The organism is Anabaena sp. AL09, from assembly GCF_001672255.1.
In the GTDB taxonomy this organism is placed as follows: Bacteria; Cyanobacteriota; Cyanobacteriia; order Cyanobacteriales; family Nostocaceae; genus Dolichospermum; species Dolichospermum lemmermannii.
The window spans coordinates 140,491-163,867 of sequence record NZ_LJOQ01000106.1 but is presented as its reverse complement, the minus strand read 5'-3'; the positions used below and the strand labels follow the sequence as shown (position 1 = coordinate 163,867).

The 23,377-nt window shown below is 39.4% G+C and carries 27 protein-coding genes and 1 pseudogene; 16 read left to right on the top strand and 12 right to left on the bottom strand.

Translation table 11 applies throughout. The features are described from left to right. Positions 1–7: 7 nt before the first annotated feature. The 4 genes from AN490_RS22550 to AN490_RS22535 form a co-directional block, all read right to left on the bottom strand. Positions 8–442, bottom strand: a complete 435-nt coding sequence (locus AN490_RS22550) for a hypothetical protein (RefSeq protein ID WP_300007220.1) — start codon at positions 440–442, stop codon at positions 8–10. A gap of 182 nt (positions 443–624) precedes the next feature. Continuing rightward, positions 625–975 (bottom strand): DUF1257 domain-containing protein, encoded by a 351-nt coding sequence (locus AN490_RS22545; protein ID WP_015081375.1) that lies wholly within the window; start codon positions 973–975, stop codon positions 625–627. A 142-nt stretch (positions 976–1,117) separates the two neighbouring features. Continuing rightward, the gene (locus AN490_RS22540; protein ID WP_015081376.1) at positions 1,118–2,629 is read right to left on the bottom strand and encodes an AAA family ATPase; all 1,512 of its coding nucleotides are present in this window, start codon (positions 2,627–2,629) and stop codon (positions 1,118–1,120) included. A 90-nt stretch (positions 2,630–2,719) separates the two neighbouring features. Then, entirely contained in the window at positions 2,720–3,067 is a 348-nt protein-coding gene (locus AN490_RS22535) for a hypothetical protein (protein ID WP_015081377.1), read from the bottom strand. A 341-nt stretch (positions 3,068–3,408) separates the two neighbouring features. On the opposite strand from AN490_RS22535, the gene AN490_RS22530 reads away from it, so the two are divergent. The 9 genes from AN490_RS22530 to AN490_RS22490 all read left to right on the top strand — a co-directional run bounded on the left by AN490_RS22530 (position 3,409) and on the right by AN490_RS22490 (position 10,885). Beyond that, on the top strand, positions 3,409–3,795 hold the full coding sequence (locus AN490_RS22530) for a dynamin family protein (protein ID WP_300007215.1): 387 nt from the start codon (positions 3,409–3,411) through the stop codon (positions 3,793–3,795). 120 nt (positions 3,796–3,915) lie between these two features. Continuing rightward, on the top strand, positions 3,916–5,049 hold the full coding sequence (locus AN490_RS22525) for a hypothetical protein (RefSeq protein WP_300007213.1): 1,134 nt from the start codon (positions 3,916–3,918) through the stop codon (positions 5,047–5,049). A 373-nt stretch (positions 5,050–5,422) separates the two neighbouring features. Next, positions 5,423–5,665, top strand: coding sequence for a hypothetical protein (locus AN490_RS22520; protein ID WP_300007211.1), 243 nt, complete (start codon positions 5,423–5,425; stop codon positions 5,663–5,665). 87 nt (positions 5,666–5,752) lie between these two features. After that, positions 5,753–6,196, top strand: a complete 444-nt coding sequence (locus AN490_RS22515) for a DUF29 domain-containing protein (protein WP_300007209.1) — start codon at positions 5,753–5,755, stop codon at positions 6,194–6,196. Positions 6,197–6,409: 213 nt separating this feature from the next. Continuing rightward, the gene (locus AN490_RS22510) at positions 6,410–7,366 is read left to right on the top strand and encodes a patatin-like phospholipase family protein (protein ID WP_300007207.1); all 957 of its coding nucleotides are present in this window, start codon (positions 6,410–6,412) and stop codon (positions 7,364–7,366) included. A 10-nt stretch (positions 7,367–7,376) separates the two neighbouring features. Beyond that, positions 7,377–7,883, top strand: coding sequence for a hypothetical protein (locus tag AN490_RS22505; RefSeq protein WP_300007205.1), 507 nt, complete (start codon positions 7,377–7,379; stop codon positions 7,881–7,883). A 281-nt stretch (positions 7,884–8,164) separates the two neighbouring features. Next, the gene (locus tag AN490_RS22500) at positions 8,165–9,319 is read left to right on the top strand and encodes an NAD-dependent epimerase/dehydratase family protein (protein ID WP_300007203.1); all 1,155 of its coding nucleotides are present in this window, start codon (positions 8,165–8,167) and stop codon (positions 9,317–9,319) included. A gap of 151 nt (positions 9,320–9,470) precedes the next feature. Beyond that, on the top strand, positions 9,471–10,631 hold the full coding sequence (locus AN490_RS22495; protein ID WP_300007201.1) for a glycosyltransferase family 1 protein: 1,161 nt from the start codon (positions 9,471–9,473) through the stop codon (positions 10,629–10,631). A 59-nt stretch (positions 10,632–10,690) separates the two neighbouring features. Continuing rightward, the gene (locus AN490_RS22490) at positions 10,691–10,885 is read left to right on the top strand and encodes a hypothetical protein (protein ID WP_366925063.1); all 195 of its coding nucleotides are present in this window, start codon (positions 10,691–10,693) and stop codon (positions 10,883–10,885) included. A gap of 14 nt (positions 10,886–10,899) precedes the next feature. On the opposite strand, the gene AN490_RS22485 is transcribed toward AN490_RS22490, so the two are convergent. The 5 genes from AN490_RS22485 to AN490_RS22465 form a co-directional block, all read right to left on the bottom strand. After that, positions 10,900–11,166 carry a hypothetical protein gene (locus AN490_RS22485; protein ID WP_300007288.1) on the bottom strand — a complete coding sequence of 89 codons (267 nt, stop codon included), beginning with the start codon at positions 11,164–11,166 and terminating at the stop codon, positions 10,900–10,902. A gap of 414 nt (positions 11,167–11,580) precedes the next feature. After that, complete coding sequence (locus AN490_RS22480; RefSeq protein ID WP_300007199.1) at positions 11,581–13,038, bottom strand: TolC family protein; 1,458 nt, start codon at positions 13,036–13,038, stop codon at positions 11,581–11,583. A gap of 173 nt (positions 13,039–13,211) precedes the next feature. Then, positions 13,212–13,904, bottom strand: a complete 693-nt coding sequence (bchM, locus tag AN490_RS22475) for a magnesium protoporphyrin IX methyltransferase (RefSeq protein ID WP_015083606.1) — start codon at positions 13,902–13,904, stop codon at positions 13,212–13,214. Between the two features lie 112 nt (positions 13,905–14,016). After that, positions 14,017–14,514 carry a hypothetical protein gene (locus AN490_RS22470; RefSeq protein WP_300007197.1) on the bottom strand — a complete coding sequence of 166 codons (498 nt, stop codon included), beginning with the start codon at positions 14,512–14,514 and terminating at the stop codon, positions 14,017–14,019. A 148-nt stretch (positions 14,515–14,662) separates the two neighbouring features. Then, the gene (locus AN490_RS22465) at positions 14,663–15,232 is read right to left on the bottom strand and encodes a hypothetical protein (protein ID WP_300007195.1); all 570 of its coding nucleotides are present in this window, start codon (positions 15,230–15,232) and stop codon (positions 14,663–14,665) included. 256 nt (positions 15,233–15,488) lie between these two features. Here AN490_RS22465 and AN490_RS22460 point away from each other — a divergent pair, with 256 nt between their 5' ends. After that, positions 15,489–17,030: a YcjF family protein gene (locus AN490_RS22460; protein ID WP_148762403.1), complete on the top strand. Its 1,542-nt coding sequence runs from the start codon at positions 15,489–15,491 to the stop codon at positions 17,028–17,030. Between the two features lie 111 nt (positions 17,031–17,141). Next, complete coding sequence (locus AN490_RS22455) at positions 17,142–18,899, top strand: serine/threonine-protein kinase (protein ID WP_300007192.1); 1,758 nt, start codon at positions 17,142–17,144, stop codon at positions 18,897–18,899. 331 nt (positions 18,900–19,230) lie between these two features. Here the strand turns inward: AN490_RS22455 and AN490_RS22450 are convergent, their stop codons facing one another. Further along, complete coding sequence (locus AN490_RS22450; protein ID WP_300007190.1) at positions 19,231–19,608, bottom strand: hypothetical protein; 378 nt, start codon at positions 19,606–19,608, stop codon at positions 19,231–19,233. Positions 19,609–19,767: 159 nt separating this feature from the next. Here AN490_RS22450 and AN490_RS22445 point away from each other — a divergent pair, with 159 nt between their 5' ends. The 5 genes and pseudogenes from AN490_RS22445 to AN490_RS22430 all read left to right on the top strand — a co-directional run bounded on the left by AN490_RS22445 (position 19,768) and on the right by AN490_RS22430 (position 21,914). Then, a complete protein-coding gene (locus AN490_RS22445) occupies positions 19,768–20,052 on the top strand; it encodes a hypothetical protein (protein WP_300007188.1) in 285 nt (94 codons plus the stop codon). After that, positions 20,015–20,308, top strand: a complete 294-nt coding sequence (locus AN490_RS22440) for a recombinase family protein (protein WP_366925062.1) — start codon at positions 20,015–20,017, stop codon at positions 20,306–20,308. Before AN490_RS22445 ends, AN490_RS22440 begins: the two co-directional genes overlap by 38 nt. Further along, positions 20,193–20,624: a helix-turn-helix domain-containing protein gene (locus AN490_RS22970; protein WP_366925064.1), complete on the top strand. Its 432-nt coding sequence runs from the start codon at positions 20,193–20,195 to the stop codon at positions 20,622–20,624. Before AN490_RS22440 ends, AN490_RS22970 begins: the two co-directional genes overlap by 116 nt. Then, positions 20,564–21,307 (top strand): annotated as a pseudogene (locus AN490_RS22435) (sulfite exporter TauE/SafE family protein); the annotation flags it as partial. The gene AN490_RS22970 and the pseudogene AN490_RS22435, both read left to right, overlap by 61 nt. Beyond that, positions 21,282–21,914, top strand: a complete 633-nt coding sequence (locus AN490_RS22430; RefSeq protein ID WP_300007186.1) for a hypothetical protein — start codon at positions 21,282–21,284, stop codon at positions 21,912–21,914. The pseudogene AN490_RS22435 and the gene AN490_RS22430, both read left to right, overlap by 26 nt. 2 nt (positions 21,915–21,916) lie before the next feature. Here AN490_RS22430 and AN490_RS22425 read toward each other — a convergent pair whose 3' ends face one another. Both AN490_RS22425 and AN490_RS22420 read right to left on the bottom strand, forming a co-directional pair. Continuing rightward, complete coding sequence (locus AN490_RS22425; RefSeq protein ID WP_300007184.1) at positions 21,917–22,732, bottom strand: DUF3153 domain-containing protein; 816 nt, start codon at positions 22,730–22,732, stop codon at positions 21,917–21,919. A 21-nt stretch (positions 22,733–22,753) separates the two neighbouring features. Beyond that, a complete protein-coding gene (locus tag AN490_RS22420; RefSeq protein ID WP_300007182.1) occupies positions 22,754–23,275 on the bottom strand; it encodes a hypothetical protein in 522 nt (173 codons plus the stop codon). Positions 23,276–23,377 lie beyond the last annotated feature (102 nt).

Below are 23,377 nucleotides of genomic sequence, written 5' to 3'. Positions count from 1 at the left end.
TAATTTTCTACAAATCTATTGCAATTATCCCTCTATGATTAAGATTATTGTCTTTTTGAAAATATTCAATAAAAGTTTCATAATCATTGGCATAAAGATAAGCTTGAAAAATTTCACCTCCATAAGTCTTTTTTTGTGCTGATCTTTTATTTCTGCCAGCATCAAATAAATTTATATCTAAAGATTGTAAGATTTTAAAATCTACACCCTTATCATCCCATAGAAGGTCAAAATCGTTTGGATAGGTTTTTCTAGTAACAAAACTACCACCAATATAAATTCGACTACATCCTGCTTGTTTTAATATTTCACTAACTCTTTTCATACCTTCCAAAAGCTGTTGACGACGTTCATTAAAAGCTAGAACATCTTTGATTTCCTCCCAGGTGGAAAGATGAATACCAGCAGATAAATTTCCATTTTGCTCGAACTTTGGGATCATATTCAGTAATGTTTATTGTGTTAATTACAGTGTACATAACCAGTCCTCGTGTATATTATTTAATGATAACACAACTTTTTTGTTGTGTCTACTCTGATGGAAAATTTACCCATAAAAAAAGCGGGCTAACCGCTTATTAGAAGGTTAACCCGTTTCACTTTGGGAACGCGCTAGAGAAATTGTTACTGCAATACCAACTTAACATTGGCATTTTGCAGACCGCGCTGTTTTACTTCAGCCAAAGTCTTGTTAACGGCATATTTTTGATTAATAGAGTTAATCAACTCGGTCTGGTTGTGCTTCTTAGCAACACCCCATAAGTCAGCAATGAGGTCAAAAGAACCGTCACTGTTACGAGACCAACCTAGATCGTACTCGCCTTCCAATACAGCAACGATGTCGGAACGGAGACGCTGACCATTATAACCACGGACATCAGCTTCAGTCTTAACGCTGATACCTAAGTCGCGCAAAGAAGACTTGAGAATTTCGGCATCGGTGATCTTGGTACGCAGAGTGCTAAAGTGAGACATTTGGGTTTCCTCCAATAAGAAGATTGATGAGAAAAACGACAACGGTTCTTTTTCAGCGAAGCCGCATTAATTGGGAACGGCTTTTTTCTATCTGTTAGCCTTGTGACTAACCTTTCCCCCCTGACATTTCAGAGGAAAGCTTTTAAAACTCCATGCGCTGATATTCAGCAACAGAGGAGGCTGCGGGTCTAGCACGCTGTCTGGCCCAGTCTCTTAAAGCTGTGACCTGTTCTTGCATCGTTCGTGACAGCGGCAAAGTAGACTTCAATGCAGCAATAATATCTAATTGGGTGAACTCCCGATCTTGGGCGAAGGCTTCATACATAGCCGCCACTATCGCTTGTTCAATTTCTGCCCCGGAGAAGCCATCGGACATTTTTGCTAGTTGTTCTAGGTCAAATCTAGCAATTTCCTCCCGACGTTTGGTCAGGTGAATACCGAAGATATCCTGACGTTCTTCCGGTGTGGGCAGATCCACAAAGAAAATTTCATCAAAGCGACCTTTCCTTAAAAACTCTCCAGGTAGGCGTTCTACGCGGTTAGCAGTCGCCATGACAAACACTGGAGATTTCTTTTCCTGCATCCAGGTGAGGAAAGAGCCGAAAATTCTGTTTGATGTCCCCCCATCAGAATCGCCAGAACCACCGCTACCCGCAAAGGATTTATCCAACTCGTCAATAAACAGAATCGTGGGGGAAATTGATTCTGCCGTTTTCAGGGCGTTCCGCAGGTTGGCTTCACTTCGACCCACCATTGAGCCGTCGTAGACCCGCCCCATATCTAATCTCAGAATTGGTAAACCCCATAAACGGGAGGTAGTTTTAGCAATGAGTGACTTACCACAACCAGGAACACCGAGAATTAACATTCCTTTTGGTTGGGGCAACCCATACTCTCTCGCTCTTTCTGTAAAGGCGTTGGAGCGTTGGGTCAGCCAAGTTTTTAATTCTTCCAAGCCACCCACAGCATCAATGGTTTCATCTTCTTCGATGTACTCCAAGATACCGTTGCGGCGGATGAGTTGTTTTTTCTCGGATAAAACGATATCAACTTCATTTTCCGTCAATTGCCCAGTTGTTACCTGTGCTTTGCGGTAGACTTTCTCAGCTTCATCTTTAGTTAGACCTAAAGCGGCTCTGAGAAGTTTTTCTCGCGCCTCGGTTGTTAGCCGTCGTCCACGATTTTGCTCTTGATGGGCGGTTAAAACCTTATTTAACTCAGCCATGTCAGGCAATTGAAAATCTAAAACAACAACTTCTTTTTCTAATTCAATCGGAACTTGTTGCACAGGGGACATTAAGATAATGTTCTTTTGCGTTCCTTTGAAACTAGCGATCGCGTCCCGGAGCGATCTGGTTGTTGCCGGCGCATCAATAAAGGGATGTAAATCTTTAAGAATAAATATACTGGGTTCTTTTTGCCGAATAATCCAATCAATGGCTGCTTCGGGAGAGACAGTATTGTGTTGAGTGGTATTCCGGGGTTGACCGTACTCGACGATACCGTGAGTTACTGTCCAAATATATACTCGTCTTTGGGGTTTTAAATCTTGGGAAACTTTAAAAATTGACTGCTCTGCCCGCTCTTCCTCGGAGGTCACAAGGTAGATTAAAGGGTATTGAGCTTGAATTAAAATATTGAGCTCTTCTTTCATACTATCGACCTACTTGAGACCTTATAGAGACAGTACCGATCAGCGATCGCATGGCGTTAAGCCAGACTATTAATCATCATTAATTCCTATCTAACAAGGAACTAATTCTTCCTCACCCTTGGGATGGGTTTCTTCTTTTTCTCTACCATCAATGGATAGATGGTCTTGTCCGATGATTCCTGGTTGGTTGCCCAAGTTCACGAGTTCACCATCACGCAGTACGAGTGAAGTTTCACAAGTGGGACAGGAATAAATCCGGTGAGTTCGCCCATGAGCAGACGCTTCTATTTCTTCTACTAATTCTGAGTTGGTCAGGTAGAAACTGAGCGCCCGTTCTGCGAGGTCTGACATGGGTTCTGAGTCAACAGCAGAACGAATTTTAAGTCTTCTGTGCAGTTCCGGTGATAAATATAACGTAACCTTTTGCTTAGTTTGCATACAACTTTCTAGTGGTCTTACCCGGGTATGTATACCACCTTATCGGTTCTTTTCTGAGTTGTCAAGATGGTAAAGCGTTTTAACTGCAATTTTGTTACATTTCGTAATATAACTAGGATTTTGTCTGATAGCGTAGCGTGGCGCAAGCCATATCAGGATTTACAGGATTTAAGGATTTTCAGGATTTTTGTGGGGATTTGGATTTTGTCTGGATATATTTCACAAAGCGGTATGTACTCTTTGTGATAATCTGGCGAAAATATTATCTGCCGTCGTTTAGCTTCGTCCTGTGCCGTTTGAAGATTATTGTTGACGGTGATGCTTTCTAACATCTTAAATTTATGTCTAACAACCTTTTACAGCCTGATTCGGATGCACTACACCAGTCTGCTATTGATGTGATTACCCATGTCGGTAATGTGATGTCAAAAGGTTGTGGGATATTGAGAGAACATGATCGGTTGCTGGCTGATGCTATTGAAGAAGATATCAGGCACGTAAATGAGCAGTTGAAACAGGTAAAGCGCAAAGAATTGACGATGACAATTGTTGCGCCAACCAGTGCGGGTAAGTCTACTATTATTAATGCGATCGCTGGACAGGATTTATTACCTAGTCGTAATGATGCGATGACGGTTTTACCCACTGAGATTGTTTTTTCTCGTCAGGTAACTCGTCCTAAGTTGATTCTGGATAAGGCTTTGATAACGCTTTTGATAGAAGCTTAATGTTTTGATACCACTTTGAACAGAATGTTACAATAAATTACAGTCAAATCTTTGATTGTTTTAACATTTGTTAAAATACCTATATTCTTTGTAGCTACTTTCATCCACAAAAGAGAAGTTATGTTAGTATCTCAAACCGTTAATCAAACCGCTGATATTCAACCTTCTAGTCACAGTGACTCAAATGTTAGTGGTGTTGCAGTGACCAATTATATTGGTTTAGCTTCTATCCTTTTTATCTTGATTGCTTCAATCTATACGCTAAAGAATATCAATCAAGCAAGTGAAAGCAATCGTAAAAAAGAAATTAAAAGTCTCTTGTCTAAACTTGAAAGACAGAAGCGTGATTCGATTAATCGTTATGAACGTGATATTGATCGATTAATCGAAAGAGTCAGGGAAATTGCTCAATCTTCTCAGAAATCTGCTGAGAGTAAGTTCTTAGAGGAGTTAGCAGTGGTTGATTTAGCAGGCTTTGGAAAAGAGTCAAAAATTAATAATTTTAATAAGGTTAAAGTAGAACCTATTATTAACAGTGAGCTTAGTAACTTTCAAGAGCGACTAAGAAAGTTAGGAGAAGAGTTCTACTCTGTAGAAGATAGACTGGATAAAGATTTTGGAGAAATCATTCGGGATTTACGTAACAATTGCCGAAAGCTAAGAGTCATAGAGCCAGATTTAAGTTTCTTCAGGCTTCCAGTGCAATCTATTGATAAATTTTTGCCTTCAGTAGGTAGTAAGGAAAGGGATCAGTTTCTCCTTGTCGGACTCGTTGCCTCTACTACTGCTCTTGGATTTTTCCCTTCTGATGCCATGGCGGATACTACGATTCATGGAGCAACACATGGAGCAACGCATGGAGCAACACATGGAGCAACGCATGGAGTAGCACATGGAGTAGCACATGGAGCAGCACATGGAGCAGCACATGGAGCAGCACATGGAGCAGGACATTTATTGGCTGGATTAGTAGGATTTGCTGTACCAGTTGTAAGTGTTGGTTTAGCAGCTTTTTCTTTGTATAGCTTTAGCAAGTTTTTGTTTGATGATACTGATACAAAAAAAGACATTCGTAATCATACGATAAACCAAATCAAAAATTCGTATAGGATTATAATGGAGGGAAACAAGAGTGCTTTGGGATTAGATGGTCAACTGAATCATATAAGAGATGAATTTTTGAAAAAGAAGAAAGAATTGCTAGACCAATCTATTAAGCCAACCTTGGAATCAATCATACCGCTTATAAGTTGATTACTGGAAAACTGATTGCAATCACGGATCTTGTGGGGTGTGTTAATGAAATATAACGCACCTTTTTTAATCACTTTTAGTCTAATTTACCAATTTTGGAGATGCGATCGCCGCATGGCAGTCGAAACGGACATATCAAGGATTTCATTGGGCAATTCAAGTTGCTTTTGTCACCCGTGAAATAGTAGATTATGCTCTGGGTGATTACGAACGATTAATCACCAAAGATCAAGACAAGCAACTGCATCAAAGTATAAGCAATAGAATACTTGCAACCGACAACACAATCCCCGATTGCGATTTTCCATTAACCAACCTCCTCAACCTGTCATATAGCGAAACATCCCCAGAAAACCAAGAACTTGCAGGTTATTTGCTGGAAGTAGAATCTATTTCCGAACAAAGAATAGCGAAAACGCCTTATTTGTTCACCCTTGGTAAAACCCTAGAATTAGCCACACAACAGCCGCACCAAGACCCAGCAAAAGCCGCATTTGAGCTATGTCGTAACTATCCAAATGCTTGGATTTATCCTGAAACCAGCAAAAGAGAATTTGTGGATCGCATTGTCAATGAAACTGCAAGCGAAAGATTAAATTTGATAACATTAGTCTAATCGCCCTTCGTAGGTTGGGTTGACAAAAGGAAACCCAACATTTCTAGACAAATAATATCCCCTCTCAAATGATTAGGAGAATAACCTATGAACACGACACTGTATGAAACCGACTTTAATCTTTGGATAGAACAAACTGTTAACCAACTCAAAAATGGACAAATTCAAGACCTAGATATAGAAAACCTAATCGAGGAAGTTCAATCAATGGGGAGCAATGACAAACGGGAAATTAAAAGCCGATTAATTGTTTTGATCATGCACCTATTAAAGTATAAATATCAACCAAAAAAGAAAACAAAAAGTTGGACTTCAACTATAATAACCCAAAGAAATGAACTCGAATTAGTCTTAGAAAACAGTCCTAGCTTAAACCCATTCCTCAAAGAGAATATATCCGAGTGCTATCAGAAAGCACGAAAAAACGCCGCCAGGGAAACAAAACTACCCTTAACCACCTTTCCCCTAGAATGTCCCTTCACCCCAGAGCAAATCATAGACTCCGATTATTTCCCAGACACAAATGCTTAATATAAAAGCTAAAGTCGGTTTTAACCGACTACTTTGGCATAAATAGGATAATTTTTGATTTTGAGTTAACCAGAGTGCGTTTTAACGCACTTTAGCTTTTAGACCGGAACTTAAGTTCCGGGAGGGAATGTTGCAGCCAATGAGCGATCGCATCGGTATCAATCACTGGTAAATTAGATACAGACAACATATATTAATAATTCTAATTATTACATGAAAGAAGCCAAAATCAAACTCGGATTAGTATTAGCAGGTGGCGGTGCTAAAGGCGCGTACCAATCAGGTGTGGTCAAATATCTGGCAGAAATTGATTTTGCACCTCTGATGATTGCAGGTACAAGCATTGGTGCGCTCAATGGTGCGATTCTCGCCTCTGGTACATCCTTTAAACAAGCTGCTGATCGCCTATGGCAACTATGGAGAGAACTGGGTGAAGCCAACATTATCAACTGGCAGTTAGTTAAATATCCACTGCATTCCTTGGCACAATATTTACATTTCTCACAGGAAGACGCATCTCTGTGTGATCCCAACCCACTGGATAAATTTTTACGCTATGCAATCAATCCTCAACAATTGCGAGCAGGAATTGAACTCTGGGTAGCCGCGTTTCCTTCAGCACACAATTTCTTACCATCTTCACACAAAGCAGGTCAGATTGTCCCCACAATAGGCAATGCGATCGCCTCCAATCTTGGACAATCCGCCGAATATATTCATGTCCAATCAGCCAAAACCGATGAAGAAATTTATCAAACATTACTCGCCAGTGCCGCTATTCCTTTAGCATTTAAATCGCGCCAGATTGATGACAAGCATTATGTTGATGGTTGGCTAGGTGATAATGTTCCTCTCAAAGCCTTAGCAAATCGCAGTTGTACTCATGCGATCGTCATTCATTTAGGGAATGGGGAACTTTGGAATCGTCATGATTTCCCTAATCAAACAATAATTGAAATTCGTCCAACGGAAGATATGGGTGGTCTTAACAAATTACTAGATTTCAGTCCCGAACGGATTCAACTTTTGCAAAAACGAGGTTATCAAGATGCCAAACGGATTCTCGAACCAATTTTACAAACACTGATGATCGAGCGATCGCGCCAAGAAAGTTTTGCGCGGACTCAGGAAACATCAAAGCGATTAAGAGACGATTCACCAATCTATTAGTTAAAACTGAATGGTAAAACAGCCTTGGGGTGCGGTACAAATAAACAAGGCGCTGTGCGCTATTATTTCGGGTGTGGGGATAGGGATGATCTCCTGGGGGTGTAATGCTAATAACTCCCAGCTTCAAGAGACAAGATGGAATATATATAGAAATAATCGTTATGGTTTTGAGTTTCCTTATCCGAATACTTGGCAGCAATTAGGAAACCCAGACAACAGTGATGGTATTGCTTTAGTTTCACCAAACAAAAAAGACGTAGAAATTCGCGCCTATGCAAGTAAGCCTTTATTGAAATTCGCAACTGAAAATCCCCAGCCAGTTCTTAACTTTCAGACTCATCAAGGGGTTTCTGGGGTGCTGTCGGTAGAAGTTGGTGAAAAGGTGACTGTGATCAAATTGACCATTACCCAAGCACAATTAGAATATCACTGGCAAGGAAAAAGCGCGAGCCAGGACTTTCAAAATTATTATCGGCTGTTTCACTACATTGCTAAGGAGTATAAAATTAGTCAATAGTTAGTGGTCAGTGGTCAGTGGTCAGTTGGTAAGGAGCAGGAGTTATTTTGAATTTTGCATTTTGAATTCAATTACTGTCTTAGGGACTTCCAAGAAATAAAATCCCCAAAAATTTCTTGTGGTGCGGGCCGAAAAGCCCTCTAATCATCAAGGACGGGCAGGATGCCCATCCCACAAAATTGGGTAATTTATTTTTTGGTGTTCCCTTAATGAGAATTTAATGATGAAGAAGGGACACAAACCTGATAGATTTAGCTATCAGCGAGTAAAAACTGGTAAAGATGAAAGTCCTGGTAATTGGTGGTGATGGGTATTGCGGTTGGGCAACCGCGCTTTACCTTTCTAATCGAGGTTATGAAGTTGGAATTTTAGATAGTTTGGTAAGGCGACACTGGGATAATGAATTGGGTGTAGAAACCCTGACCCCAATCGCACCAATTCAGCAACGTCTCCAGCGATGGCAGGATTTGACTAGCAAGTCTATTGATCTGTTTATCGGCGATATTACTAATTACGAGTTTCTGCACAAAGCCTTACACCAATTTCAGCCAACTGCAATCGTGCATTTTGGTGAACAGCGTTCAGCGCCATTTTCCATGATTGACCGTGAACACGCTGTTCTTACCCAAGTCAATAATGTGGTTGGCACGTTGAACTTGCTGTACATTATGCGGGAGGATTTCCCAGATTGCCATTTGGTGAAATTGGGAACAATGGGTGAGTATGGAACTCCCAACATTGACATTGAAGAAGGATACATCACGATTGAACACAACGGACGCAAGGATACTTTGCCCTATCCTAAGCAGCCTGGTTCTATGTATCACTTGAGCAAAGTCCATGATAGCCATAATATCCACTTTGCTTGTCGGGTTTGGGGTTTAAGGGCTACAGACTTAAATCAAGGGATAGTTTACGGTGTCTTAACCGACGAAACGGGGATGGACGAACTGTTAATTAACCGCCTGGATTATGATGGCGTATTTGGTACAGCACTGAATCGCTTCTGTATTCAAGCTACCGTAGGACATCCCCTCACCGTCTACGGTAAAGGTGGACAAACTCGCGGTTTGTTGGATATTCGGGATACGGTGCGATGTATTGAGTTAGCGATCGCTAATCCTGCCGAACCAGGAGAATTCCGTGTGTTTAACCAATTTACCGAACTATTTAGCGTCGGTGACTTGGCGATGATGGTGAAAAAAGCCGGCAACGCTTTGGGACTAAATGTGGATATTAACCACATAGAGAACCCCAGAGTGGAGAAGGAAGAACACTATTTCAACGCGAAAAACACCAAACTCTTGGATTTGGGTTTACAACCACATCTTCTCTCGGATTCTCTACTTGATTCGCTATTAAACTTTGCTGTCAAGTATCAGCACCGAGTTGATCACAAACAGATTCTTCCCAAAGTTTCTTGGCATAGAAAATAGGTGACAGTAAAGAAGGCAAGAGTCAAGAGGCAAGAGGCAAGAGGCAAAGGTGGATTCATTCTTCCCTGACTCCTAACTCCTAACTCCTAACTCCTAACTCCTGACTCCTGACTTCTAACTCCTGACTCCTGACTCCTGACTCCTTCTTTTTATGCGAATTGCTCTATTTACAGAAACCTTTTTACCTAAAGTTGATGGCATCGTAACCCGCTTGCGCCATACTGTTGACCATTTACAACGTCATGGCAATCAAGTTTTGGTGTTTGCCCCTGAAGGTGGCATCACTGAACATAAAGGCGCGAAAGTTTACGGAGTTAGTGGCTTTCCTTTGCCTCTCTATCCTGAGTTAAAAATGGCACTGCCTCGCCCGGCAATTGGTCATGCTTTGGAAGAGTTTAAACCAGATATTATTCATGTTGTTAATCCCGCAGTTCTCGGATTATCAGGGATTTTCTATAGTAAAGTTCTGAAAATTCCTTTGGTGGCTTCTTATCATACCCATTTGCCTCAATATCTGCAACATTACGGTTTAGGAATGTTAGAAGGACTACTATGGGAGTTACTGAAAGCTGGTCATAATCAGGCGGAGTTAAATTTGTGTACCTCTACGGCCATGGTCAAGGAACTTTCAGCACATGGAATTGAAAGAGTGGATTTGTGGCAACGAGGGGTAGATACAGAATTATTTCATCCTGATTTAGTCAGTGCGGAAATGCGATCGCGCCTATCCCAAAATCATCCAGATAGCCCCTTGTTACTGTACGTTGGTCGTCTTTCTGCTGAAAAGGAAATCGAACGTATTAAAACCATTCTAGAAGCCATTCCTGATGCCAGATTAGCATTAGTCGGCGATGGACCCCACCGACAAACTTTGGAAAAACACTTTGCTGGGACAAATACTTATTTTGTCGGTTATCTGATGGGTAAAGAATTAGGTTCGGCTTTTGCCAGTGCTGATGCCTTTATTTTTCCTTCCCGCACAGAAACACTGGGATTAGTTCTGCTAGAAGCCATGGCCGCAGGGTGTCCTGTGGTAGCAGCCCGTTCTGGAGGTATCCCTGATATTGTTACAGATGGAGTTAATGGATATCTTTTTGATCCGCAAGCCGATATTCAAGAAGCGATTAATGCTACAATCCGTCTGTTGAAACAACGGGAGGAAATCACTATTATCCGCACAAATGCCCGTGCAGAAGCTGAGAAATGGGGATGGACATCGGCTACACAACAACTTGAAGATTATTATCAAAAAATAATCTTAAATAGTCACAGGAGTCAGGAGTCAGGAGTCAGGAGTCAGAAGCGAGAATAAGAGGGCTGGCTTTTTCTCTAAATTTTCCACCTCATTCAATTGCATACAGCCAGGAATTTTTGCACCATTACCAGGCTGGCCGCAATGCTTATATATTAAGGGATTTTACCCAAGCGATCGCCTGCTTCAAATTAGATCAAGTCATCGAAACGACAAATCAGGCTGTTCATATCCATTTAGAACGCGCCTACAAGTACCGGCAAATACCACCACCAAAGTCCTGGGATGGTGTTTGGACAATCATCACGAAATAGTCAGTGGTCAGTTGTCAGTTGTCAGTTCCTTCTTCAGAACCGTTACTTTGAAAAGGTTGTTCACCGATTTTCAGTTCTTTCTTTGAGTGCTTTAATTGCTTCCAAAGTAACTTAATTTGATCATAAGCCTCATCTGGTGAGATCTTGCCACCTGTTTCTAAATTGCAGATATAACTGACTTTCTGGGCAAATTCCTGTAAGTTCGCGTTGAATACCAAGTTTTCTGGTTTTACATGACCATAATAGCGACCACGGGGATAGAGAAAATCTTCTTTACTCATCATTCTTTTTTCTCAACTTACTCAACTACTGATACTTTTAACCGAGACATTCCCTGACATCTGAGATATCGTGAATGTCCAGTACAACATTACCAACTGAGTTGATAAAGGTGGTATCCCACATTGCCTTGAGGAAAATCCCCACGGCTCCTCTATTTTTTCAGAATGGTATGGATAAAATTATTACATCCTGCTGATAGTTTAGCGTGGCGTGATCCCATAAGTAGAGATTGAAGGCAGTTATTCACGTTTAGTTATTCTCTAATTTATTAACAACATATTGTATTAAATTCAATAAGTTATTAATATATTCCTTACGATAGATTAATATATTCCTTTTTGCAAGACTTGGAAAAATTTTTTCCTTGCAAGCTCTAATATACATTTAAATTGAAATACTTGAATATACAAGTTTTACTTAAAATAAGTAGGGCTTGCTGAATAAACTCCTCTGGCAGTAACGGCTCGTTGTAATTGAGATAAAGCCCGGTTATAATCTAAGATAGCTTGTACTCGCTTTCCTTCTGCTTTGATTAAATCATTTAGTGCATTAATAACATCTGTTTGAGTCCCAACACCTGCTTGAAAACGTAAACGTCCTAGACGAAGAGCTTCCTTGGCTTGTTCTAGAGCAACATTGGCAGTTTGAACATTCTCCAAGTTAGACTCCAATTGAAAATAAGCTTGTTCCACCTCAAACCGAATGTTATGGAGTTGGTTAGCAAATTGAGTCTCGGCTATCTTCGCTTCAATACTTTGCTGAGACACCTGAGCTTTTGCAGTTCCTCCGTCTAACAATCTTAATGTTGATTTTACTCCTAGCGAATTACCATTACTGACACCAATGCCGTCATTCAATACGTCTTCTAGTTCATAGTCAGCAACCAAGCTTATTTGTGGCTTCAGCCGAGAAATTGCTATTTTTTGTCGAAATCTAGCAATATTACGTTCTGCTAACCTTTGTGGCAGTTCTGGTCGGTTTTGAAAGGCTGATATAATAGTTTGTTCAAGTGTATGCTGCCAAAGACTGGCTAATTTTACAGGGTCTGCTGCGCTGATATTAGCAGACTGTGCTAAATTTAATCGAGTTGCTAACCGACGACGGGCAATTTGCTGCTGCGAGAAAGCATTACTCAGGTCTTGTTGGGCATTTGCTAAATTTACCTCAGAACGCAGGACATCAAACCTTGTACCAACTCCCGCACGCTCTAAAGCTATCGCATCACGCAAACTAGCCTCCGAGTTTTCTACAGATGACTGTGCAATGCGTACCTGTTCATCTGCTTGTTGCAGATTGTAGTAATCAAGCGTGACATTGAGGCGGATTTCCTCTGACAGACGCTTTACGTCCAATTCATCTAGACTAATTTGTTCTTTAGCTACTCCTCTACTAGAGCTACCTGGACCATAATTGTAAAGACCATAAATTAGTTGCACAGTCCCGCTAAAAGTTGTATTAGATTCATCTTGACCAGCGGGAACGTTCTGAGTCAATGATAATTGAGCTTGTAGTTGCTCTGCCGAAAGCTGACTAAAAGCAGACTGAGCGCGACTCAAATCAGCATTTAGAGTAACAGTTGGATACATACCAGATTGAACCTCTTTTAAGGCAGCACGGCTGCGTTGTACCTGATATAATGCAAATTTTAACTCAGAGTTATTTTGTCGTGCTAGTGCCAAGGCTTGCTGTAGAGTAATTGGCTGAGTTCCTTGAATGGTTACTTCTATCGGTAAGGAAGGTAACTGTAAGGGATTGGGACTAGGATTGAGGTCATCAGGTACTTGTGCAACACTAGATCCAATACTCCTCAACACGAGGATAAAATTAATACTCACAACTATCATATAGCGATGAGCTAATGTAATGAACATTTATACTAATTGCCATAAAAAATACATGAATAAATTATATTATAAAATGGCACAATGGCTAATTTGTGGCTGGGTGCTTTTTTTCTGTCATTTTTGGGCTGATATCGTGAACAACAAAATTCCCGACTTCTCTAAGAAATCGGGAATATGAAGTATCAATTGTAATTTGCCACCTAAGCAGATGGACGAGTTGCTTCTAATAAACTGGAAAAGTAGAAGCTTGTCCGCGTCATAGCTTGTCTTTGGACTGAAAAGCCATTTTTTTGCAGAATTTTGACTACATCAGCTTCACGATGTAAATAAGCGCGAGTGGTTTTACTCGGACCAGGAAAGAAAGTACCGATTTTTTTGAGGATAGTCAGGAAGAAGGTTTTCGGGGCAAAACTGAGAATGATTCGGTCTGAAGCTAAAGAACATAGATGAGAAATCATTTCATCAGCTTTGTCTTGAGGGTAATGAATCAGAACATCTAGACAGATGACAGTGTGATAATTGCCACTCAAAGATTCCAAATCCTGTACCGCAAAAGAAGGATTTACGGTATTGAACAAAGCCATGACAGCCCTATCCTGGGCTTCTGATACCATTTTAGCGGAAATGTCGCTGGCATAGACCTTAGCACCATCTATAGCCAGAGGAATACTCAGACTACCCACACCACAACCAGCATCACAAATTGATAATGATGGTAAATTGTTGTCAGCTTTTAACCAGCCGATGACATTATCCACAGTTTGCTGATGTCCAGTGCGAATATCTAGCTGGACTTTGTTGACTTCACCATCGCCATAGATGCGTTGCCACCGATCAAAACCTGTGGAGTTGAAGTATTCGCGGACTATTGTTTTATCGTCGGCTGCGGTCATAAACTCAATTGTTAGTTATTCACAATTCATGAACTACCCCATCTTACTTCGTTGAAGATGGTGTTTCTACGTCCCCATCAGTAAGTTGAGGGTGGGGAATTACGCAAAACTGTTAAATTCTTAAAAACCGACTAGCTAATTTAATCGCGTCAGCAATATCCACATCACCATCACCGTCAGCATCTAGAAATTGATTTAGTAATGGATTACCACCAGATTGTAAGAAACTCAAGATTAAAGGCACTAAACTTGGTAATAATTGTTGAATTGTACTCACATCTAAGCTAGTACCCTGGGCAGCATTTTCCGCTACTTCTGCTTGAATATCTGGAGAAAATAAGGTATCTACAGCTTGGGAATTGGCGGAAGTGCCGGCAAATTGATTGACTAAATCTTGTACAGATTCACTTCCGTTGCTGGTTTGTTTTGCCTGTAAAGATGATTGTACTTGTTTACCAACTACTGATAAAACTGATTGCATGGTGGAAGAGTCTGCACCAATGCCATTACCTAATCGTTTCACTGTGGTAGCAATATTTATCAAGTTATCCAAACCACCTGGTTGATTGGAATTGCTAACCGCACCCAGAATTTGATCAAACAGTCCCATTAATTTTTTCCTGTTGTTTTTAATATCTCCTAATTATTAATAATACAGCAGAATTGAGCAATCAGGAGTCACCGAATAAAATCAAGATCATGATCTTGATGAATGAGAAATTGGCAGAAATATGGTAAATTCTGTACCTTGATTCGAGTCAGAATGAAAAGTAATTTTCCCCTGATGTAGCTAAATTTGCTTGTTCTTTAGTTTGTTTAATGGTTTCTCTTAGGGTTTCTAAACTGTAAGCAAAGTCAGAAAATTTCTCTACATTTTTAATTTGATATAATTTTAAAATTAACTGCTTTATTTCTGGATTTTTATTTGATTGTGCATCTAGTTGAGAAAGTTTTTCGACTAATTCTTTGAGTAATTGGATGTAGCTGTTGATATTTTGTTGATATTTTTGACTCCAATCGGATAAATTACCATTTTTCTGGATTTGAGTAAAGTTTTGAAATTTAGTAAATTGAATTTCTAATTCATCTATTTCTGTGTTTAATTCAGCGATTTCTTTGGGTAACTTGTCTGGTTGATCTAATGTTGCTATAATCTTTTGTTGATGGATGAGAGATCCTAAAATTCCTCTTTGTAAATTATTGAGTAAAATATCTTCTTGATTGATTAAGATTGTCTTATTTCTAGCTCTTTGAAAATAGCTATTACCTACTAATAACCCTCCAGATGTACCTAAAACTGCTATTCCCAGGGAAAGAGTATACCCCAAGACAATTTTTTGTCTGATCCTCAAGGGAGGGAATAATTTTTTTAAAGAGCTAAAATGTTTAAATTCAGAGATAAAGTTCATATTGTGACTCGGCCTTTAACTTTCCCATGAATTGGGGTGAGACAAAAAATGCGGAATTTAATAGCCGGTCATTAAGGGAACACTGCACACAAACTGAATGTTAGTTTAGCAAAAATTGTGGCTTTTTACTTTCTCCCTGAGAAAAACACTGTATAGATCCTAAATTTTATCATTCATGCCCTTGTCTCGTATTGTTACACTGATTGTTGGCCTGATCGTCATTTTGGCGTTAACCCTATGGCTAATTGATTCTCTTTCCCGGTTGTACTGGCAGTTGTCCTATTCTCCGCTGTTGGGTAATTTACTATTATTACTGCTAGTTTTACTGATTGGTGGTTTAATTGCTGCCTTTGTTTATTATGTATTGGTGCTGCGGAAGGGAGAGGCAAAATCCCGTCGTCAACGCCCAAGAGTGACTTCTGCCCAAATTCCTGCGGCTAAATCTGATGCGGCTTCTTCTACATTACAAGCGGTACGACAACAGGTAGCCCAAATTCAAGATGAGGTGACACGTCAAGCTTTGCTAAGTCGCACTAAGGAAATTGAAACGAATTTAGCGAGAGGGGAAATTCAAGTTGTGGTTTTTGGTACGGGTAGTGCCGGTAAAACTTCTCTGGTAAATGCGATTATGGGGCGGATAGTTGGTGAGGTGAATGCCCCAATGGGAACAACTCAGGTGGGAGAAACCTATTGTTTGCGCTTGAAGGGTTTGGAACGGAAGATTTTAATTACTGATACTCCAGGGATTTTAGAACCGGGAGTAGCGGGTACGGAACGGGAACAACTGGCTAGGGCTTTAGCGACGGAAGCGGATTTATTGTTATTTGTGGTAGATAATGATTTACGGCGTTCTGAATATGAACCACTGCGGGGTTTAGCGGAAATTGGTAAGCGATCGCTTTTAGTGCTGAATAAAACAGATTTATACACGGAGACTGATATAGAAGTGATCTTAGCCAGATTGCGGGAACGGGTACGCAGCTTTATTGCTACTAATGATGTGGTAGCGATCGCTGCTAATCCCCAAATAGCCGCATTAGAAACCGGCGAAACCTTCCAACCAGAAGCAGATATTATCCCCTTGTTACGGCGCATGGCCTCTATTTTACGCGCTGAAGGTGAAGATCTAGTAGCAGATAATATTCTCTTACAATCTCTGCGCTTAGGAGAAGAAGCTCGCAAACTTATAGACTCTCAACGTCGTCGCCAAGCTGATAAAATTGTAGACCGTTATCAATGGATTGGTGCGGGCGTAGTTTCTGTCACACCATTACCGATGGTAGATTTACTCGCAACCGCTGCTGTTAATGCCCAAATGGTAGTAGAAATTGGCAGGCTTTATGGTTGTGATTTAAACATGGAACGAGGTAAAGAATTAGCCCTATCTTTAGGAAAAACTATTGCTGGTTTAGGTATCGTTAAAGGGGCAATTGAATTATTATCAACGGCTTTGCAACTTAATGTGGCTACTTTTATTGTGGGAAGGGCAATTCAAGGAGTGACAGCCGCATATTTAACCCGCATTGCTGGGAAAAGCTTTATCGAGTATTTTCGTCATGATCAAGATTGGGGTGATGGGGGAATGACAGAAGTTGTGCAACAACAGTTTCAGATTAATCGCCGTGATGAGTTTATCAAAGTTTTTGTCCAAGAAGCGATCGCTAAGGTCGTCAAACCTTTAACTGATACCTTTGCAGAAAAAGAAGATCATAAGTAAAAATACTGAAATAATTATTGAATATTTCACATACTGAATTATTGCCTATAATTCCGGAAAATAGCAGCCGATGTCAGAAAAGATATATAAGGATTTCTGACTAACTAGATCATGACCAACCAGATGATCGGCCAAGTATTACAAGATCGTTACCAAATTGTGCAACCACTTAGTGCAGGAGTGTTTGCACAAACATTTATTGCTGTGGATATGTACCACCCAGAAAAACCCAGATATGTTGTCAAACAATTGAAGGTGAATCACTATCAATCTACTTCCTATTTTGACCACCGGAGATTGCGGTTTTTAAAAGAAACTGAAACCCTCAAACATTTAGGTCGTCATCCCCAAATTCCGGAACTTATTACCTGTTTTGAAGAAAATGAGCGGTTTTATTTAGTCCAACAATTTATTCCTGGAGAGTCTTTAGCAGCAGAATTACCTCATGATCCTGAAAGTCATGGTAAATGGAGTCAAGTTGATATTATTAAGTTTCTAGAAGATGCTTTATCTATTCTTGAATTTATTCACTCTCAAGGCTTTATTCATTGTGATATTAAACCAGAAAACTTAATTAGACGAGCTATAGATGCCAGATTAGTATTAATTGATTTTGGCTCAATTCGACCAGTAGACTTTAGTATTGACACAGAATTTTCCATAGATCAAATTCCTGTCACATCATTGGGTTACATTCCCCCAGAACAATTTATTGGTCAAACCCAACCCAATAGTGACCTTTATTCCTTGGGAATAATTGCTATTCAAGCTATTACAGGACTATCTCCCTTAGAATTAGAAATTGATGCTGAAACTAATGAAATTATTTGGTGTGATCATGACACCTCTATCAATGATTATTTAGTTGCGTTCCTCAATCAGATGATCCGCTATCAACACCAAGAACGATTTCAATCTGCCAATGAAGCACTATGGTTACTCAAGCATATAGAATGGGACAATAACCCAGCAGAAATACAAATAGCAGAGTCTCAATTATCTGATAAAACTATTGAAACGACAGATCAAAAATCCCAACCATTACTAGCCGGACTGCGATTAGGTTTATTAATTAATTCGGTTCTACTAGGATTGGGAGTATATTCTTTATTTAACAATTCTCAAGCTTACTCAGCTACAGAAATTTTATATAAAGCCATAGCCAGATATCAATCTGGAGATTTACAAAAAGCCATTAATTTAGCTCGGTCAATCCCCCTTAATAGTAATGTTTATCCAGAAGCTCAAGCTTCAATTGAAGAATGGCAAAACCAATGGCAAAAAGATGCAAAACATTATGTTCTCACTGAAAAAGCTTTAAAAGAACGACGATGGAGAGACGTATTATATCATGCACCTAAAGTTCCAATTAATTCATATTGGCAATCGAAAATTCAGCCCCTAGTTGCACAAGCAAAATTAAATATTGAAGCCCAAACACAATCCTTATTAGCCAAAGCTTATGCAAAAGCCGAGGAGAGAGATTTCTCAACGGCTTTATATTATCTACAGCAAATACCTGAAGAAAGTTCTGCCGGTGCTATGGTTAAACAGAAATTAGCTGAGTACAATCAAAAACGTCAAGTTAGATCAGGATACTATTTATATCAAGCTCACAATCAAGCCTCTATAGGTAACTTTTTCGGAGCAATTAAACTACTGGAAAGAGTTCCTAAAGATGCTGAAGTCTATGCACAAGCAAGAGTCAAACTAGAAGAATATTCCCACAAGTTACGTCTACGTAATCAGCAACAAGAATTAGCTATCTTAAAAACAGTTCCCCTTGCTGAAAGACAAAACACTCCTATTCAGCGGAGAGTATCTCTTCAACCAGAAGATTATTTACAGGAAGTAAATATTCGTAATTAAGCTGAGAAATGGGGAATAGAAGATAATTTTACCAATTCCCCCCATGGTTATTTTACGTTGTTGCATTGCTATTCTGGTTACGCGAATGTCTTTGTGCGATAATTCCGACTTGCAGAATCCCTCGGTTCACAACTGGGGGTATTTTTTTATCTATTCAATTAGACGGAAATAAATTAAATTTAAACTTTCCTATAGACAGAGACAATCTTCTAAAGATCAAGTTAGATTTACAGTTGAACTAGTCCACATTCCAATGTCTTTAATCATAGCCTCCAGTTATTTTTTAGGCTGGAGGTGATTCTTTATAAATCTTTGCTGCATCTCTATTTGATCATTGAAATACTTTTTCTAGATTATCCTGTTCTTTTTGTAATAAAGTGGTAATTTGTGTATACTCATTAAATAATGAAGCATGATTAAGAGTATTTATTAACAGGTCAAATTTATGTGCTTCTCTTGTATCACCATGAGCTAAAACTAAAGGACGAATAGATAACCAAGTGCGATTTATATTTTTCGATGTTTTACTTAACCAGGGTTTATTTCCTGTGGGAATCCAGATTTCTAATTCTCGTTCAATGATTGGTAATGTAATTATTACAATTGGACTTTTGCCTGATTGAATTTGTTTTTTTACATGAGGGTAAAGAGGTGAATTTGGCAAATTTTCACCTTGTTGTTGCAGAAAATTGCCTTTCCGGTTAAACATACAGTAGGCTTTTTGGCGATTGAATATGGTTGCTTTATTTACGCCGTGATGTACTAGTTGCTTGTTTGCTAATTTTTCTTAACTTATGTTATGGTATGCCAATGGCATACATACCACTGGTGAAAAGCGGTCGAATTTCTGGGATTGCACCCCAATACGTTGAGGAGATATGCAGATGAAGGGAAAATCAAAAGCATCAAAAACCCCGCAGGACAAAGACTGTATGATGTCGAATCATACGTCAACGGTAGCTCAGAACGAGCTACCATTATTTGTTACTGCCGAGTTAACTCTTCAAAACAGCGAGATGATCTCGACAGACAAATCGCTTATATGCAATCCCTCTATCCAGAAGCCGAAATCATCAAAGACATCGCCTTGTGGAATCAACTTCAAAAGAAAAGGATTGCAATCCTTACTGGACAAGCTTCTGCGGGGAGATAAGTTCATACTTGTTGTTACCTGTCGTGACAGACTCGCAAGATTTGGGTTTGAACTTATACAGTACATGGTCGAACAAAACGGTGGACAAATCGTGGTTCTCGACGCAACTGTACACTGCCCAAATACTGAACTCACCCAGGATTTACTCTCAATCATTCACGTTTTTTCACGCAGAATGCACGGACTCAGAAAATACTCTCAAAAAATCAAGGAAGATTTATCTAAGTCTGACACCTGCACAGAAAGCGATAATTAAGCAATGGTTTGGTGTTTCTAGATTTGTTTACAATAAAACTATCAAGTTATTGCAAGATGGAGAAATCAAGGCTAATTGGCAAGCTATAAAGACAGGTATTCTTAATGATTTACCTGACTGGTGCAAAAGTGTTCCTTATCAAATTAAATCAATAGCAATTAAGGATGCTTGCAAAGCAGTTAGCAATGCCAAAAAGAAATACAAAAATGGCAGAGGAATAAGTCGATGTAGATTTAGATCCAGAAAATATCCAGTTCGGCTCAAATTAAAGCTGCGGCTACAGGGAATTTGTGGCAAGCTACAGCAACAATGTTAGCTTTTGGAATTGGCACACTACCCATCATGTTGGGCGTAGGTGTTTCCACGGCATTAATTAGTCAAGATCGGCGGAGTCAATTATTTCGCTTGGGTGGGTGGGTAACTCTGATTATTGGTGCTATTACCCTATTGCGGACGGGGGATACGATGACAGACTATAGCGGACACGCTGCCTTAATTTGTTTAAATCTCTCATTGATTGCCCGGCCTGTGAATAGTTTTTGGTCTGCACCTCTGCGTTACCGTCGGGCGTTGGGCGTTGGGGCTTTTGTGCTTTCGGTAGTACATACTATCCATAATCTTGAACACTCACTAGACTGGAATCTTACCGCTTTTTGGTTTTTACCGTTAGAATTTCAGTGGGGAATGAGTGCAGGGGCTGTGGCTTTGGTATTAATGCTCCCTGCGGCTTGTACAAGTTTTGATGTTATGCAAAAGTCATTAGGTAAACATTGGCGGCATATTCATCTTTTGAGTGTACCAGCTTTGTTATTGAGTGCTATTCATACGGTTATGATTGGTTCTCATTATCTGGGGGCTGTAAGATTAAGTTGGCAAAACCAATTAGCAGCCGTGTTACTGAGTCTAATTACCTTAGCTGTATTGTTGATCCGTTCGCGGTATTCTTGGTTATATTTACGTCTAGAAAAATTTTATGTTCCTCCCAATAAATCGCGGTAAATTAACTATTTCTCCTGCACACAAAATCAAGTATCTATTATTAGTTTTATTTGGTTTAATAGTTACTACAAATACTCAAGTTTTAGCCCATACGGTGAAAATATCGGCAGATGTTGGTGCTACTATCCATATAGAACCTAATGATAATCCTCGCGCTGGAGAAGTTACTCAAGCTTGGTTTGCCCTGACTCGGAAAGGTGGTAAGGTAATTCCTTTAAAAGATTGTAATTGTCAGTTGGCTATTTATGCTGAACCTCATGCAGTGGGAGAACCAGCATTACTTGAACCTCCATTACAACCTATTCAAGCTGAACGTTATCAAGGCATTCCAGGGGCAGAAGTAACTTTTCCCAAACCAGGGGCTTATCAGTTGCAATTAAGTGGTAAACCTGTGACTGAAGGAAGTTTTAAACCTTTTGAGTTAAAGTTTGTTGTCACTGTGGCTACAGGAAAGAATATAGATACTCTTCAATCTAGGCCAAGTGTAAATGAGAATCAGCAAGGAACAACAATTGGATTAGCACAACCTTTGATTTGGTTGGGAATTTTGCTGCTGTCTGGAGGGATTTTAGTTTTCTTGGTGCAAACAATGAAGAAGAATAATTAAAGTTAGTCTTTTTTGGCAGTTAACTGAATACTTGGATTTGGTAAAAATGTATATCTCAGATATAATCCTAACCACACAAATCCGATAATTAACAAAGTCCCAATTCCCAGAAAATTCGGCAACCAAAAAACTACCTCTACATGATTTATAGCCCCTGCTTTAATTGTCCATAGCAGTTGATTACCATGCTTTTCTGGTTGGATAGCATTTTCATCATTTTCAATATTCTTGACTCCCCAAGGTGTCTGTAGGCTAAAGTCCAGATTGACAATAGAACTATCACCTTTAGTGGTCAGCATAGCCAAAGAACGCAAATCTAAATCATAAACTAAATGATTTCTGGAAAATAGGAAAAAATTCGTATCTTCTGCAACTAAAGTTGAAGTAATATTTGATATTCCCGAACCATTACCATCTTCATCAGTTCGAGTATTAAAAAAGCCAGTGAATTTTTCTTGTAATTCCTTTGCACTGGTAAAGGGAATTTTAACAACGATTTCTGATGGTGAAATTCTCTCTGTTGAACCTGCTAATTGTCGCGCTCGTTGTTCTAAAGTTTTTAACCATTGTGATAGATAATCACTACTAAAAATAGTGATTTTTTCCGATAATTGAATATGTTGTACTAATTCACCATTATTAGTGCTGTTAAAGTTGACTCCTAAATCATACTTTACACAACCAGATAATAGTAATGAAGAAAAAATTACCATAAATACAATAGGTTTGATTTTGGTAAATTTTCCAATTTTCCTAATTAAAAAAGACACAGATTTGCTTAACTGTAATATCACCTTAATGAAAGTGAATACATTCATGACTAAATTTCTCCTTATTTACTAAAAACTTAACCAAACTAAATAGGAAATTGTTAAACCAATAGCAATTAAAGCTACCCAAACAAAATTATTATCTTTAGTATTGACTGTATTCAGGTCAATATATTCTCGTTCTCCAGGTTTTTGTTTAAATGTAGATTTTTTAGATTGAGAAGTGACAACTATTTTGGATTTGTGATCAGAAGTTATGTCCAAATCGGGAATTTCTGTCATCAATTCTTTAGGTCTGTTAAGTTTGGGTGCTTTTAAAATATATAGTAGGCGCTTTGCTTGTTGACGAATTTCATAATGGGGATGACGAAGGAGTTGTTGACAAAGATTTATCGCTTCTTCCGAACGTCCCGCAGCTTCATAAGCATTCACCAACCAAATTTCGATTTCACCAGCAAAATGGGTATTGTTTTCTAATAGGGCGCTGGCTGTTTCTAGATTTTCTACAGATTTCCGATATTGACCATTTTCAAAAGCAGTTGTCCCCATTTGATAATGAGATTTAGCGAGTTCTAAATTTTCTGTGGTCATTGGTCATTAGTCAGTTGTCAGTTGTCAGTAGGGGCGAAGCATTTGGAAGATAAATTATCGCTCATTGCCAAAAATAGTTCTCCAAATGCTTCGCCCGTACAG

Coding starts and splice junctions, on each gene's coding strand:
- AN490_RS22550 (WP_300007220.1), bottom strand. CDS start 442: ATGATCCCAAAGTTCGAGCAAAATGGAAATTTATCTGCTGGTATTCAT.
- AN490_RS22545 (WP_015081375.1), bottom strand. CDS start 975: ATGTCTCACTTTAGCACTCTGCGTACCAAGATCACCGATGCCGAAATT.
- AN490_RS22540 (WP_015081376.1), bottom strand. CDS start 2,629: ATGAAAGAAGAGCTCAATATTTTAATTCAAGCTCAATACCCTTTAATC.
- AN490_RS22535 (WP_015081377.1), bottom strand. CDS start 3,067: ATGCAAACTAAGCAAAAGGTTACGTTATATTTATCACCGGAACTGCAC.
- AN490_RS22530 (WP_300007215.1), top strand. CDS start 3,409: ATGTCTAACAACCTTTTACAGCCTGATTCGGATGCACTACACCAGTCT.
- AN490_RS22525 (WP_300007213.1), top strand. CDS start 3,916: ATGTTAGTATCTCAAACCGTTAATCAAACCGCTGATATTCAACCTTCT.
- AN490_RS22515 (WP_300007209.1), top strand. CDS start 5,753: ATGAACACGACACTGTATGAAACCGACTTTAATCTTTGGATAGAACAA.
- AN490_RS22510 (WP_300007207.1), top strand. CDS start 6,410: ATGAAAGAAGCCAAAATCAAACTCGGATTAGTATTAGCAGGTGGCGGT.
- AN490_RS22505 (WP_300007205.1), top strand. CDS start 7,377: ATGGTAAAACAGCCTTGGGGTGCGGTACAAATAAACAAGGCGCTGTGC.
- AN490_RS22500 (WP_300007203.1), top strand. CDS start 8,165: ATGAAAGTCCTGGTAATTGGTGGTGATGGGTATTGCGGTTGGGCAACC.
- AN490_RS22495 (WP_300007201.1), top strand. CDS start 9,471: ATGCGAATTGCTCTATTTACAGAAACCTTTTTACCTAAAGTTGATGGC.
- AN490_RS22485 (WP_300007288.1), bottom strand. CDS start 11,166: ATGAGTAAAGAAGATTTTCTCTATCCCCGTGGTCGCTATTATGGTCAT.
- AN490_RS22480 (WP_300007199.1), bottom strand. CDS start 13,038: ATGTTCATTACATTAGCTCATCGCTATATGATAGTTGTGAGTATTAAT.
- bchM (WP_015083606.1), bottom strand. CDS start 13,904: ATGACCGCAGCCGACGATAAAACAATAGTCCGCGAATACTTCAACTCC.
- AN490_RS22470 (WP_300007197.1), bottom strand. CDS start 14,514: ATGGGACTGTTTGATCAAATTCTGGGTGCGGTTAGCAATTCCAATCAA.
- AN490_RS22460 (WP_148762403.1), top strand. CDS start 15,489: ATGCCCTTGTCTCGTATTGTTACACTGATTGTTGGCCTGATCGTCATT.
- AN490_RS22455 (WP_300007192.1), top strand. CDS start 17,142: ATGACCAACCAGATGATCGGCCAAGTATTACAAGATCGTTACCAAATT.
- AN490_RS22450 (WP_300007190.1), bottom strand. CDS start 19,608: ATGTTTAACCGGAAAGGCAATTTTCTGCAACAACAAGGTGAAAATTTG.
- AN490_RS22430 (WP_300007186.1), top strand. CDS start 21,282: ATGTTCCTCCCAATAAATCGCGGTAAATTAACTATTTCTCCTGCACAC.
- AN490_RS22425 (WP_300007184.1), bottom strand. CDS start 22,732: ATGAATGTATTCACTTTCATTAAGGTGATATTACAGTTAAGCAAATCT.
- AN490_RS22420 (WP_300007182.1), bottom strand. CDS start 23,275: ATGACCACAGAAAATTTAGAACTCGCTAAATCTCATTATCAAATGGGG.